The sequence below is a fragment of the Streptomyces sp. NPDC005811 genome, assembly GCF_040630405.1.
Taxonomy (GTDB): domain Bacteria; phylum Actinomycetota; class Actinomycetes; order Streptomycetales; family Streptomycetaceae; genus Streptomyces.
Genome location: NZ_JBEXXK010000025.1, coordinates 1 through 12,827 on the forward strand (window position 1 = coordinate 1; position 12,827 = coordinate 12,827).

Below are 12,827 nucleotides of genomic sequence, written 5' to 3' on the forward strand. Positions count from 1 at the left end.
CTGGCAGATCAGCGAGCGGACGGTCTCCATCTGGACGCTGTCGGGGCGGGTGAAGGGGGTGGCGTTCACCGCCTCCCCGGAGCAGTTGGCCCGCCCGGCGCTGTACCGCAAGGGCGAATCCGACCTCGTCGCGCGGGACGGCATGTGGTTTCTGCAGGCCACCTGCGAGATCCCCGAAGCACCCCTGAACACCGACCCGGTGGCCTTTCTCGGTATCGACCTGGGGATCGTGAACATCGCCACCACGAGCGACGGTCAGATCATGGCCGGGCGCGCCCTGAACCGGGGACGGTTGCGTGAACGCACCCTGCGCACCAAGCTGCAGAAGGAGAACACCCCGTCCGCCAAGCGCCGTTTGAAGAAGCGCAGGCGCACGGAAGCGCGGCGGGCGAAGGACATCAACCACAAGATCGCGAAGCATGTGGTGGCCGAGGCTGGGGGTACCTCCCACGCCTTTGAGGCAGTGGGGGAGCACCGGACGCGGAATCGCCCTGGAAGAACTGACGGGCATCCGTGAACGGGTACGGCTTCGCAAGCCCCAACGGGCCACCCACTCCAGCTGGAGCTTTGCCCAGCTGGGGGCGTTCATCGCGTACAAGGCGAAGAAGGCCGGGGTGCCGGTGGTGTATGTCGATGCGGCGTACACCTCCCGCACCTGCGCCGAGTGCGGCCACATCGACAGAGCGAACCGGGTCTCCCAGGCCTGGTTCGCGTGCCGGTCCTGTGGATTCGTTGATCACGCGGACCGCAACAGCTCCCGCAACATCCGCCGGCGGGCGGAAGAGTTGTGGCGACGCGGGGCGCAAGCCCGGGACTTTAGTCCCGGGTCGTTGACTAGGACGTCCTCCGGTTTCGGCAGCCCGCAGTGGCCCCAGCCGCACGACGACGCGGCGGCCCCCGGCGGGGGACCGGGCGGCGTCGCCGAGATCGTCGGCATCACCGTGGACTTGTACCCTCCCGGATATGACGGATGACGAAGCCACCCGCGCCGCGCGGCTCCTGGACGCCCAGGCGAAGGCCGTGCGGCTCTTCGCGGAGATCGACGAGCGCGGGCTCGTCGCGCCGGGCCAGGGGGAGCGGGCGGTCAGCGACCGGATCCGTGACCTGGCGAACGAGCTGTTCGGCACGACCCGGCACTGGCACAAGCGGATCGTGCGCTCGGGCCCGAACACGCTGCTGCCGTACAAGGAGAACCCGCCGGACCGGCCGATCGGCGCGGACGACGTCGTGTTCGCCGACTTCGGGCCGATCTTCGAGGAGTACGAGGCCGACTTCGGGCGGACCTTCGTCCTCGGCGACGACCCCGTCAAGCACCGGCTGCGCGACGACCTGCCGAAGGTCTTCGCCGCCGGCCGCCGCTTCTTCGAGGGCGACCCCGACATCACGGGCAAGCGGCTGTACACCGAGGTCGAGCGGCTGGCCGCCGAGGCGGGCTGGGAGCTGGGCGGCTGGCACGCCGGTCATCTGGTCGGCGAGTTCCCGCACGAGTGGATCGACGGCGCGGACGTCGAGTCGTACATCACCCCCGCCAACGACACCCCGCTGCGCCGCACCGACAAGGCGGGCCGCACCTGCCACTGGATCCTGGAGATCCATCTCATCGACCGGGAGCGGGAGTTCGGCGGGTTCTACGAGGAACTGCTCACGCTCTGACCACCGAGGCCGCGTGGCGCGCGGCGGCGGGGCCCAGCCGGGCGTGGAGCCGCTCGAACAGCTCGGCGGCGGCCACCCCCTTCCAGTCAGGCGGCAGCAGGTCGAGGGGGAGGCCGGGGTCCCGGTAGGGCAGCCGTCGCCACTGGGTCAGCATCGGCACATAGGTCCGGAACGCCTCCAGGGGCTCAGGCGCGCGCTCCGGCGCCGCGTCCAGGACGGGGCCGTGGCGGCGCAGGAAGTCCGTGTACAGCCCGGTGAGTTCGTCGAGGTCCCACCAGGAGCGGATCTTCTCCCGCGGGTCCCCGAAGGCGACGTGGTCACCGGTGAACAGGTCGACGTACGCGGACAGTCCGTGGCGTTCCAGGGTGCGCCGGGTCTCGGCCGCCAGGTTTCCGGGGGCGACCCACACCCCCGAGGCCGCCGTGCCGAAGCCGAGCCGGGTCAGGACCGTGCGCAGCTCGTGCCGTTTCTCGCGCTCGGACTCGGGCACGGAGAACACCACCAGCACCCAGCCGTCCTCGCGGGAGGCCCGGGTCCGCCGGAAGATGCGCACATCCCCCTCGGCGAGCGTCTGGCGGGTCGCGTCGGCCGGAGCGTACCCGGCGACGCCCTCCAGCCGCTCGGCGCGCAGCACCTCGCGGCGTTTCATCCGGGAGACGGAGGACCGTACGGCCCGGCTCTCCACCCCGAGGTCCGCCATCAGGGCGATCAGCGAGGCGACCGACAGCCAGCCGTGCCCGTCCCGGGCGTAGAGCCCGAACAGCGTGAGGATGAGCGGCGCGTGGCGGGACTCGCGTGCGCCTGCCGGGGCGCTCGCCGGGGTCGTCTGCGCGGTCATTCCCGGCACCCTAGGTCAGCCGGGTGCGCGTGACGGTGTTGCGCAGTTCGCCGAGTCCGCTGACGCGGGTGACGACGGTGTCGCCGTGGCCGAGGAAGATCTGGGGTTCGCGTGCGCTGCCGATACCGCTGGGGGTGCCGGTGAGGACGACGTCCCCGGCGCGCAGGGTCATGCCGTGGCTGAGTTCGGCGATGAGGCGGGGGACGGGGAAGGCCATCTCGCCGCTGGTCGCGTCCTGGAGGAGGCGGCCGTTGACCTCGCACTGCACGCGCAGGGCGGTGAGGTCGTCGATCTCGTCGGCGGTGGTGAGCCAGGGGCCCAGGGGCATGGTGGCGTCGATGCTCTTGCCCTTGAGCCACTGGCCGCCGTGGGCCCGCTGGAGGTCGCGCTGGGAGACGTCGTTGGCGACGAGGTAGCCGAAGACGTGGTCCAGTGCCTTCTCCTCGGGGACGGAGCGTCCGTCGCGGCCGATGACGAGGGCGATCTCGGCCTCGTAGTCCCATTGCGCGGAGAGGCCGGGGTCGTAGGCGATGGGGTCGTACGGGCCGATGACGGTGTCGGGGCCCTTGGTGAAGAACGTCGGGTGCTCGGGCAGGCTCACCGGGTCCTGGCCCTCGCGCTTTCCGCGTGACTCCTCGAAGTGGTCGAGGTAGTTCCAGCCGGTGCACAGGATGTCGCGGCGGAAGCGCCGCAGCGGCGATTCCAGGCGGACCCGGGACAGCTCCAGGGTCTCGCCGTGTGCCGCGCGGGCCGCGTCGAGGGCCTCGGGGCCGCCGCGCACGAGGTCGTCCACCGTGCCGATCTCCGCAGGCAGCAGGGTGACCGTCCGCTCGGGCAGGTGCACGGCGCCGGCCCGCCGTACGCCGTCCAGGGTGAAGGAGGCGAGTCGCATGCCGGCCCCTACGGCCGCGGGGCGACGAGCCGGTCGTCCGGGATGACGGCGACCCCGAGGATCTCGATCACCGCCTCGGGCTGCCACAGCGCGGTGCAGCCGATGCCGGCCATCGCCGGGTAGACCGGCCCGGCGAGCTCGCGCCAGACCGTGCCGATCTCCTTGCCGTGCGCCTGGTAGTCGGGGATGTCGGTGAGGTACAGCGTCACGCTGACCAGGTCCCCGGGCTCACCGCCCGCCGCCCGCAGGGTGGTGAGCAGATTGCCGAACGCCTGCCGGAACTGCTCCACCACACCGCCCGGAACGATCTTCATCTCGGCGTCCAGCGCGGTCTGTCCGCCCAGGTACAGCGTGTTCCCCGCCAGTGTGCCGTGCGAGTAGCCGCGGGGGCGGGGGAGGGAGTCCGGGTTCACGGGGACGGGGGGCATACGGCCTCCGGAGCGTCGGGTGCTGACAGGGGCTGGCAGGGGCGGACGGGCGGACACGGTCCGCGACCGGACCGCATGTATTGACTTTAATTGACGACGGTGAAAAATACGAGACATCGGATCCCGGACCCGACCGCCCCGACCGAACGGAGCCCGTGCCATGGAGCCCGACCTCAGCAAGTACCGGCTGGAGGGCGACAACGCGATGTACCGCCTGCCCAGCGGCATCGTCGCCCCTGTCGTCACCCGCGGCGGACTGGAGAACGCGGACACCGCCGACTCGGGCGGCGCCGTCCGGGTCTCCGGCGTGAGCATCCAGCACACCCCCGCCACCCGCCTGTGGTTCGGCAAGGTCAGCAACGAGCCCGGCTACCGCTCCGTCTCCCACCACCACGGCGAGGCCGAGACCGGCGGCTACGTCCTGTCCGGCCGGGCGCGGATCTACTTCGGTGAGAAGTTCGAGGACTACGTCGACATGGAGGAGGGCGACTGGGTCTTCGTGCCGCCCTTCATGCCGCACGTCGAGTGCAACCTCTCCCGCACCAAGCCGCTGACCTGGATGACCACCCGCACCCCGGAGAACATCGTCGTCAACCTGCCCGACATCGCCGACGCCGAGCTGCGCGACTGGCTGGACCGATGACCGGCCCGGAGCCGACGTCGGCCGTCTTCACCGCCGCCGTCACCCTGAAGCCCGCCGAGCCCGAGCACTTCGACCTCGCCTTCACCGCCGTCACCCAGCCCTGCCCCTGGCCCAAGGCCTACGGCGGCGACCTGGTCGCCCAGGCGGCCGCCGCCGCCATGCGGTCGGTCACCGACGGCAAGTCCCTGCACTCGATGCACAGTTACTTCCTGCGCCCGGCCGACATCGGCGCCGAGGTCCGCTACGAGGTGGAGGTGCTGCGCGACGGCCGCGGCTACAGCACCCGCCAGGTGCGCGGCTACCAGAACGGCAAGCCGCTCTATGTCTGCCTCGCCAACTTCGCCGCGGGCGAGGCGGGTTCGACCTTCCAGGCCACCCTCGCCGAGGACGGGCAGGTGCCCGGCCCCGAGGACCTGCCCACCTCGGCCGCGTACCTCGCCCGGCACCCCGACGCGCCCCTGTCCGAGGAGGTCAGGAGCTACTGGTCCGGCGGCCGCGGCTTCGACATGCGGCACGTCCCCGGCCCGGTCTACCTCACCGTCGAAGGGGACCGCCTGCCCCACCAGGCCGTCTGGATCAAGCCGTACGACCCGCTGCGCCCCGTCGACGGACTCACCGACGCCCAGCGGGACCTGGCCGCCCTGGCGTACGTCTGCGACTACACGATCCTCGAACCCGTCCTGCGGGTCCTCGACCTGCCCTGGTCGCTCCCCGGGCTGGTCACCGCGAGCCTCGACCACGCGATGTGGTTCCACCGCCCGGCCCCGATGGACGACTGGCTCCTCTACGTCCAGGAGGCGGCCGCCGCCGACGCGGGCCGCGGTCTCGGCACGGGCCGCTTCTTCACCCGCGACCACCGCCACCTGGCCACCGTGGTCCAGGAGGGCATGATCCGCCCCGCCTGACCCGCCCCGTCCCCGGCGGGATCCCGGAAGGAACACGTCCGTTGACCCCTCCCTTCCCACCTCCCAGACCCCTCGGTCTCGCACCCTCGGCGCACGTCGACACCTTCACCCGCGACCATCTGCCGCCCGTGCACCAGTGGCCCGCGATCGAGTTCACCACCCCGGAACTGGCCTACCCGGACCGCCTCAACGCGGCCACCGAGCTGATCGACGCACCCCTCGCCCGGTACGGCCCCGACCGCCCGGCCCTGCGCACCCCGGCCGGAGAGCTGTGGACGTACGGCGAACTGCGCACCCGCGCCGACCAGGTCGCCCAGGTCCTCACCGAGGACCTCGGCCTGATACCCGGCGGACGCGTCCTGCTCCGCTCGCCCAACACCCCCTGGACGGTGGCCTGCTGGCTCGGTGTCCTCAAGGCCGGCGGGGTCGTCGTCACCACCATGGCCGCCCTGCGCGTCCGCGAACTCACCCCGGTCGCCGAACGCACGCGCCCCGCCATCGCCCTGGTGGACCACCGCTTCGCCGAGGACGTGCACGCCCTGCGCGACACCGTGCTGCCCTCGCTGACCGTCGTGGAGTACGGCGGCACCGGCCCCGGGGACCTCCTCGCCCGGGCCGCCGCCAAGTCCGGCGTGTTCACCGCCGTGGACACGGCCGCCGACGACGTGGCGCTGCTCGGCCCGACCTCCGGGTCCACCGGCGTCCCCAAGATCACCATGCATTTCCACCGGGACATCCTGTCCATCGACAACACCTTCGGCCGCCACACCCTCGGCCTGGTCCCCGACGACCTGGTCGCCTGCACCGCGCCCCTCGCCTTCACCTTCGGCCTCGGCATGCTGGTCGTCTTCCCGCTGCGGGCCGGCGCCTGCGCCCTGCTCACCGAGTCCGCCACCCCGCTCCAGCTCGCCCACCTCGTGCGCGAGCACGGCGTCACCGTCCTCGCGACCGCGCCCACCGCCTACCGGGCCATCCTGCGCGAGGGAGCGGAGAGCGACCTCGCCGGACTGCGCGTCGGCGTCTCGGCGGGCGAGCACATCCCGCGCACCACCTGGGACGACCTGCACCGCCGCATCGGTCTGAAGGTCGTCGACGGCATCGGCGCCACCGAACTGCTGCACATCTTCATCTCCGCCGCGGGCGACGACATCCGCCCCGGCGCCACCGGCCGCGCCGTCCCCGGCTACCGGGCCGCCGTCCTCGACGTGGACGGCACGGAACTCGGCCCCGGCGAACCGGGCCGGCTCGGGGTGATCGGCCCCGTCGGCTGCCGCTATCTCGACGACCCCCGCCAGCAGGACTACGTCCTGGACGGCTGGAACATCACCGGGGACGTCTTCCACCGCGACGAGGACGGCTACTTCCACTACCACGCCCGCAGCGACAGCATGATCGTCTCCTCCGGCTACAACATCGGCGGCCCCGAGGTGGAGGCCGCCATCGACACCCACCCGGACGTCGTCGAATCGGCGGTCGTGGCCCGGCCCGATCCCGAACGCGGCTCGGTCGTCTGCGCGTTCGTCGTGCTCCGGGAGGGCGTCGAGGGCGACGAGGCGAAGGTCAAGGAGATCCAGGACCACGTCAAAGGGGTCCTCGCGCCCTACAAGTACCCGCGTGACGTGCGCTTCCACGACGTACTGCCGCGCAACACCAGTGGAAAACTCCAGCGGTTCGCACTCCGCAGGATCGTCGAGGCCGAACAGGCCGACGAGAGGTGAGAGGAACTCCCTTGAAAATCGCGATCATCGGCGGTGGCCCGGGAGGTCTCTACCTCGCGGCTCTGATGAAACAGCTCGACCCCGCCCACGACATCACCGTCTGGGAACGCAACGCCCCCGACGACACCTTCGGCTTCGGCGTCGTCTTCTCCGACGAGACCCTCGGCGGCATCGGGAACGCCGACACCGAGATCGCCGACGCCATGTCCCGCCGCTTCGCCCGCTGGACCGACATCGACATCCACCACCGGGGCGAGAGCCACACCGTGGGCGGCCAGGGCTTCGCCGCCATGAGCCGCAAGGAACTCCTGCGCCTCCTCCAGGAACGCTGCCGCGCCCTCGGCGTCACCCTCCACTTCTCGACCCCCGCCCCCGACACCGACCGCCTGCGCGCCTCCCACGACCTGGTGGTGGGCGCCGACGGCGTCAACTCCGCCGTACGGGCCGCCCACGCGGACGTCTTCCGGCCCTCCCTGGACATCCGCCCCAACAAATACATGTGGCTCGGCACGGACCGGGTCTTCGAGGCCTTCCAGTTCTTCGTCGAGCAGACGGAGTGGGGCGTCATGCAGGTCCACGGCTACCCCTACTCCGCCACCGGCTCCACCTTCATCGTCGAGATGCACGAGGACGTCTGGCGGCGGGCCGGCTTCGACGCCACCGAGGACACCGCCTTCCCGCCGGGCGTCTCCGACGAGGTGTCGGTGGCCCGCGTCCGGGAGCTGTTCGCCGACGCCCTCGACGGCCATCAGGTGTTCGCCAACAACTCCAAGTGGCTGAACTTCACCACCGTGCGCAACGAACGCTGGCACCACGGCAACCTGGTCCTGATCGGCGACGCCGCCCACACCGCGCACTTCTCCATCGGCTCGGGCACCAAACTGGCCATGGAGGACGCCCTCGCCCTCGCCGCCTGCCTCCACGAACACCCCGGCACCGAGGCCGCGCTGACGGCGTACGAGACCGAGCGGCGGCCCGTCGTGGAGTCCACCCAGCGCGCCGCGCAGGCGTCCCTGGAGTGGTTCGAGAACATCGGCATGTACGTCCACCAGGAGTCCACCCAGTTCTGCTTCAACCTCCTCACCCGCTCCCGCCGCATCACCTACGACAATCTGCGCACCCGGGACCAGGAGTTCGCCGACCGGGTGGACACCGCCTTCGCCCGCGCCCAGGGGCTCGACACCACCGCCCCGGCGATGTTCCAGCCCTACCGGCTCGGGCAGCTGGAGCTGAAGAACCGGGTCGTCGTCTCCCCGATGGACATGTACTCCGCCGTGGACGGCGTACCCGGCGACTTCCATCTCGTCCACCTCGGTTCCAAGGCGATGGGCGGCGCGGGACTGGTCATGACGGAGATGGTCTGCGTCTCGCCCGAGGCCCGCATCACCCCCGGCTGCACCGGCCTGTGGAACGACGCACAGCGCGCGTCCTGGGCGCGGATCGTGTCGTACGTCCATGAACGCAGTACCGCCCGCATCGGCCTCCAGCTCGGCCACTCCGGCCGCAAGGGCTCCACCCGGCTGATGTGGGAGGGCATGGACGCCCCGCTGCCCGAGGGCAACTGGGAGACGGTCGGCCCGTCCCCGCTGCCGTACGGCGAGGGGTCCCCGGTGCCCCGCGAACTCACCCGCGCCGACCTGGACGGGATCGTCGCGGACTTCGTCGCCGCCGCCCGCAGGGGCGCCGAGGCGGGCTTCGACCTGCTCGAACTCCACTGCGCCCACGGCTACTTGCTGTCCTCCTTCCTCTCCCCGGTCGCCAACCGCCGCACCGACGCGTACGGCGGCCCGCTGGAGAACCGGCTGCGCTTCCCGCTGGAGGTGTTCGACGCCGTGCGCGCCGCGTGGCCGGCCGACCGTCCGGTGATCGTGCGCATCTCCGCCAGCGACTGGGTGCCCGACGGCACCACCGAGCACGACGCCGTGGAGATCGCCCGCGCCTTCATCGCGCACGGAGCGGACGCCATCGACGTCTCCTCCGGCCAGGTCACCAAGGACGAGCGGCCCGCGTTCGGCCGTTCCTACCAGACCCCGTTCGCCGACCGCATCAGGCACGAGGTCGCCGCCGCCACCGGTACGGCCGTGATCGCGGTCGGCGCCATCGCCTCCTACGACGACGTCAACTCGATCCTGCTCGCGGGCCGCGCCGACCTGTGCGCCGTGGGACGCACCCATCTGTACGACCCGCACTGGACGCTGCACGCGGCGGCCGAGCAGGAGTACCGGGGGCCGGGCGCCGACTGGCCGCAGCCGTTCGCGGCCGGCCGCCGCAGGCCGCCGTCCGCGCGCACCGACGCCGTACGCCCCCGGCTGTCGCTGCTGCGGGCCGACCCCGACGGCCAGGGCGTCCATCTGCGCTGGACCCCCTCGCGCGAACCGGCCCCGGTCCCCTGAGCCGGATCAGGCGTCGGGTGCCGCGTGCACCCGCCGCCCGTCCACGAAGGTCTCCAGCACCCGGGTGCGCGCGATCTCCTCGGGCGGGCCCGTGAACGGGTCCCGGTCCAGGACGACGAGGTCGGCCGCCTTGCCGACGGCGATGCTGCCGGTGAGGTCGTCGAGGCCGTTCACATGGGCGCTGCCCGCCGTGTACGCGGCGAGGGCGGCGCCGAGGTCGAGGCGCTGTCCGGGCAGGAACTCCGGGGTGCCCTCGGGGGCGTCGGGGGAGACCCGGTTGACGGCGACATGGACGGCCTGGAGCGGGTCGGGGCTGCTCACCGGCCAGTCGCTGCCCGCAGCGAGCGTCGCCCCCGCCCGCAGCAGATCGCCGAACGGGTACTGCCGGGCGCCGCGTTCGGGGCCCAGGAACGGCAGGGTCAGCTCGTCCATCTGCGGCTCGTGGGCGGCCCACAGCATCTGGAGGTTCGCGGTCGCGCCGAGCGGCCGGAAGCGGCGGACGTCGTCCGGGTGGACGACCTGGAGATGCGCCAGGTGATGGCGGGTGTCGCGGAAGCCGTTGGCGCCGCGGGCGGCCTCCACCGCGTCCAGCGCCTCGCGCACCGCGCGGTCCCCGAGGGCGTGGAAGTGCACCTGGAAACCGAGCGCGTCGAGCTCCGTGACGTACTTCTTCAGGTCCCCGGGTTCCACGAAGCTGATGCCGCTGCCGCCGGACGCACAGCCGCAGCCCGTGAGATACGGGTCCAGCATCGCGGCGGTGTGGTTCTCGGCGATGCCGTCCTGCATGATCTTCACCGCGCCGGCCCGGAACCGTCCGCCGCTCAACTCCTCTCGCCGCGCGACGAGTTCGGGGATCTGCTCGGCCCCGCGCTCCCGGTCCCACCACAGCGCGCCCACCACCCGGGCGGTGAGCAGACCCCGTTCCCGGGCCGTGCGGTACGAGGGCGCCGGATCGGTCAGGTTGGCGTACGCGCCGACGATCGCGTCCTGCCAGGCGGTGACCCCGTGCGCGTGCAGCACGGCCTGGGCCCGCAGCAGCGCGGCCAGCTGCTCCTCGGCGGTGGGGTCGGGCACCAGCCGGCCCACGAGATGGACGGCTCCTTCCTGGAGCATCCCGGTCGGGTTGCCGTCGGCGTCCCGCTCGATCCGGCCGTCGGCGGGGTCGGGGGTACGGGCGTCGATCCCGGCGCGCTCCAGGGCCACGCTGTTCACCCAGGCGCCGTGGTGGTCCCGGTTGGGCAGGAACACCGGCCGGTCGGGGACGATCGCGTCGAGCGCCGCCGCGGTCGGGGCGCCGCCGGGGAACGCCTCCAGGGACCAGCCGCCGCCGGTGATCCACTCGGCGTCCGGGGTGCGGTCGGCGTACTCCCGGATCCGCCGCAGATACTCGGCGGGGTCGACGGTGTCGGCCAGGTGGCACTGGCCGAGTTCCAGGCCCGCGCCCTGCGGATGCACATGGGCGTCCTGGAAGCCGGGCAGCAGCAGCTTCCCGGCGAGGTCGACGACCTCGGTGCCGGGACCGATCAGCGCGTGCACCTCGTCATGGCCCACGGCGGTGATCCGCCCGCCGCGCACGGCCACGGCGGTGGCCCGGCTGCGCGCGGGATCGACGGTGTGGACGGGCCCGCCGGTGAGGACGAGATCGGCGGGGCCCTCGGCCTGGAACTGCGACATGGGGGACGAACTCCCTGGAGACGGTTGGGGGATGGCAGCGGGTGGGGACGGGCGGGGTCTCAGACCGCCGCGCCGTCCATGGGCAGCGTGAGCGCCTCGGCGTCGGTGCCGCGCCCGGTGGCGAAGTACGTCGACCGGCGGACGTACTTGGCGACCGCGGCCATACCGAGGCCGGCGAGGACGATGGCGGCGGGCAGGGAGAACATGAACCACCCGTTGTCCGGGCTCAGTTCGAAGTGGTCGCTCATGGTCAGATACGAGTAGCCGAGGTAGCAGCCGAGCCCCAGCAGCACCAGGCTGGACACGGCGGGCACCCACACGGCGAACAGCGCGGACCGCAGCCCCTCACGGAGGGCGGAGCGGAAGCGGACGGCGCAGGCGAGCGCGGTGAGACCGTAGTAGAGGGCGACGAGCAGCCCGATGGCGTTGACGGCGGCCAGCAGCATGTCGCTCAGCCGGGGGATGGCGACCGCCAGCAGCGCGATCACGGTGGAGATCGCCAGCACCACGACCGTCCCGGCGGCGGGGGTGCCGTACCGCGGGTGCACCCGGGTCCACACCGATCCCATCGTCCGGTCCCGGCCCATCGCGAGCAGTCCGCGCGCGGTGGGGATCAGGGTGGACTGCACGGAGGCGGCGGCCGAGAACATCAGGGCGACCAGCGGCAGGGTGGCCCAGGGCTCCCCGGCCAGCTTCTGTCCGAGGTACGGCAGGGCCTGCGGTCCGTTGCGGACCAGCTCGGTCAGGCTCATCTCCCGCTGGAAGGCGACCGAGGCGAAGAGGAACAGGCCGAGCATCGCGAACAGCGCGATCATCCCGCCGCGGGCGGCGTCGTCGGGGTCCTTGGTCTCCTCGTTGACGCTGAACGCCGCGTCCCAGCCCCAGAAGAAGAACACCGCGAGCACCAGCCCCTGGGCGAAGGCGGTGCCGGAGGAGATGGCGAAGGGGTTGAACCAGGACAGCGAGAAGGACTGGTCGCCGGTGGCCAGGGCCCAGCCGCAGAAGCCCAGCAGGACCGCGTACTCGAAGATCAGCAGGATGAACTGGAAGCGGGTGGTGCTGCGCGTCCCGGTGACGGCCAGCGCGGTGAAGGCGACCAGGAGCAGCAGCCCCACGGCGGTGCTGATGCCGGTGGACGTCGGATCCAGGGCGATGCCGGCGAGGGTGTGCAGGCCGGCCCGGTTGGCGAAGATCAGGACCACCGAGCCCATGACCGCGCTGGTGTAGGCGCAGAAGACGATCGAGCCGACCAGGGTGACCCAGCCGGTCAGGAAGCCCGGCCACGGACCGAGGGTCTTGCCGACCCAGGTGTATCCGTTGCCGCAGTTGGGTTCGGAGCGGTTGAGGCGGGCGTAGGCGGTGGCGATGCCGAGCACCGGCAGGAAGGCCAGCAGCAGCAGCGCCGGGGCGTGGAGACCCACGATCGTGGCGATCGTGCCCATGCCGATCCCGATGCTGGTCGTGGCGGCGGTGCTGGAGGCGGCGATGGCGACACCGTCGACGACACCGAGCGAGCGGCGCAGCCGCGGGGGAGAGGAGGGCGGGGGAGTGGACGGCATGGAGGGCTCCTCGCAGAAAAGGGACGGGAAGGGCCGGGGGAAGTGCCGCGCGGGACTGTGATGGAACACCGGGCGTTCGTATTGCGTCAATGCCGTTGACATAAGGCGTACGGCCCCTTTCACT

At 72.0% G+C, this 12,827-nt stretch carries 12 protein-coding genes; 7 read left to right on the top strand and 5 right to left on the bottom strand.

Annotated elements, in window-relative coordinates:
- From ABZ490_RS25965 to ABZ490_RS25975, 3 genes are all read left to right on the top strand, one after another.
- A partial coding sequence (locus ABZ490_RS25965; protein WP_358994389.1) for a transposase occupies positions 1 to 517 on the top strand: 517 nt, incomplete at its 5' end.
- On the top strand, positions 420 to 974 hold the full coding sequence (locus ABZ490_RS25970; protein ID WP_358994392.1) for a zinc ribbon domain-containing protein: 555 nt from the start codon (positions 420 to 422) through the stop codon (positions 972 to 974). The genes ABZ490_RS25965 and ABZ490_RS25970, both read left to right, overlap by 98 nt.
- Entirely contained in the window at positions 964 to 1,653 is a 690-nt protein-coding gene (locus ABZ490_RS25975) for a M24 family metallopeptidase (RefSeq protein WP_358994394.1), read from the top strand. The genes ABZ490_RS25970 and ABZ490_RS25975 overlap by 11 nt, the downstream gene beginning before the upstream one ends.
- Here ABZ490_RS25975 and ABZ490_RS25980 read toward each other — a convergent pair.
- Genes ABZ490_RS25980 through ABZ490_RS25990 form a run of 3 tightly spaced genes read right to left on the bottom strand, consistent with a single transcriptional unit; the run spans position 1,643 to position 3,811 of the window.
- Positions 1,643 to 2,491 (bottom strand): PaaX family transcriptional regulator C-terminal domain-containing protein, encoded by an 849-nt coding sequence (locus ABZ490_RS25980; RefSeq protein WP_358994397.1) that lies wholly within the window; start codon positions 2,489 to 2,491, stop codon positions 1,643 to 1,645. The two genes, ABZ490_RS25975 and ABZ490_RS25980, sit on opposite strands and share 11 nt — an antisense overlap.
- 10 nt (positions 2,492 to 2,501) lie before the next feature.
- A complete protein-coding gene (locus ABZ490_RS25985; protein ID WP_358994399.1) occupies positions 2,502 to 3,383 on the bottom strand; it encodes a fumarylacetoacetate hydrolase family protein in 882 nt (293 codons plus the stop codon).
- A gap of 8 nt (positions 3,384 to 3,391) precedes the next feature.
- Positions 3,392 to 3,811 (bottom strand): RidA family protein, encoded by a 420-nt coding sequence (locus ABZ490_RS25990; RefSeq protein ID WP_358994402.1) that lies wholly within the window; start codon positions 3,809 to 3,811, stop codon positions 3,392 to 3,394.
- A gap of 160 nt (positions 3,812 to 3,971) precedes the next feature.
- Here ABZ490_RS25990 and ABZ490_RS25995 point away from each other — a divergent pair, with 160 nt between their 5' ends.
- Genes ABZ490_RS25995 through ABZ490_RS26010 form a run of 4 tightly spaced genes read left to right on the top strand, consistent with a single transcriptional unit; the run spans position 3,972 to position 9,470 of the window.
- Positions 3,972 to 4,454 carry a cupin domain-containing protein gene (locus tag ABZ490_RS25995; protein WP_055635202.1) on the top strand — a complete coding sequence of 161 codons (483 nt, stop codon included), beginning with the start codon at positions 3,972 to 3,974 and terminating at the stop codon, positions 4,452 to 4,454.
- Entirely contained in the window at positions 4,451 to 5,359 is a 909-nt protein-coding gene (locus ABZ490_RS26000) for an acyl-CoA thioesterase domain-containing protein (protein ID WP_358994406.1), read from the top strand. The genes ABZ490_RS25995 and ABZ490_RS26000 overlap by 4 nt, the downstream gene beginning before the upstream one ends.
- Positions 5,360 to 5,400: 41 nt before the next feature.
- Positions 5,401 to 7,077, top strand: coding sequence for an AMP-binding protein (locus ABZ490_RS26005; RefSeq protein WP_358994408.1), 1,677 nt, complete (start codon positions 5,401 to 5,403; stop codon positions 7,075 to 7,077).
- A gap of 11 nt (positions 7,078 to 7,088) precedes the next feature.
- Positions 7,089 to 9,470 (top strand): bifunctional salicylyl-CoA 5-hydroxylase/oxidoreductase, encoded by a 2,382-nt coding sequence (locus ABZ490_RS26010; protein ID WP_358994411.1) that lies wholly within the window; start codon positions 7,089 to 7,091, stop codon positions 9,468 to 9,470.
- A 6-nt stretch (positions 9,471 to 9,476) separates the two neighbouring features.
- Here the strand turns inward: ABZ490_RS26010 and ABZ490_RS26015 are convergent, their stop codons facing one another.
- Positions 9,477 to 11,144, bottom strand: coding sequence for an amidohydrolase (locus tag ABZ490_RS26015; RefSeq protein WP_358994414.1), 1,668 nt, complete (start codon positions 11,142 to 11,144; stop codon positions 9,477 to 9,479).
- 59 nt (positions 11,145 to 11,203) lie between these two features.
- On the bottom strand, positions 11,204 to 12,703 hold the full coding sequence (locus ABZ490_RS26020; protein ID WP_358994417.1) for an APC family permease: 1,500 nt from the start codon (positions 12,701 to 12,703) through the stop codon (positions 11,204 to 11,206).
- Positions 12,704 to 12,827 lie beyond the last annotated feature (124 nt).

Coding starts and splice junctions, on each gene's coding strand:
- ABZ490_RS25990 (WP_358994402.1), bottom strand. CDS start 3,811: ATGCCCCCCGTCCCCGTGAACCCGGACTCCCTCCCCCGCCCCCGCGGC.
- ABZ490_RS26000 (WP_358994406.1), top strand. CDS start 4,451: ATGACCGGCCCGGAGCCGACGTCGGCCGTCTTCACCGCCGCCGTCACC.
- ABZ490_RS25975 (WP_358994394.1), top strand. CDS start 964: ATGACGGATGACGAAGCCACCCGCGCCGCGCGGCTCCTGGACGCCCAG.
- ABZ490_RS25970 (WP_358994392.1), top strand. CDS start 420: ATGTGGTGGCCGAGGCTGGGGGTACCTCCCACGCCTTTGAGGCAGTGG.
- ABZ490_RS25995 (WP_055635202.1), top strand. CDS start 3,972: ATGGAGCCCGACCTCAGCAAGTACCGGCTGGAGGGCGACAACGCGATG.
- ABZ490_RS26020 (WP_358994417.1), bottom strand. CDS start 12,703: ATGCCGTCCACTCCCCCGCCCTCCTCTCCCCCGCGGCTGCGCCGCTCG.
- ABZ490_RS26015 (WP_358994414.1), bottom strand. CDS start 11,144: ATGTCGCAGTTCCAGGCCGAGGGCCCCGCCGATCTCGTCCTCACCGGC.
- ABZ490_RS25980 (WP_358994397.1), bottom strand. CDS start 2,491: ATGACCGCGCAGACGACCCCGGCGAGCGCCCCGGCAGGCGCACGCGAG.
- ABZ490_RS25985 (WP_358994399.1), bottom strand. CDS start 3,383: ATGCGACTCGCCTCCTTCACCCTGGACGGCGTACGGCGGGCCGGCGCC.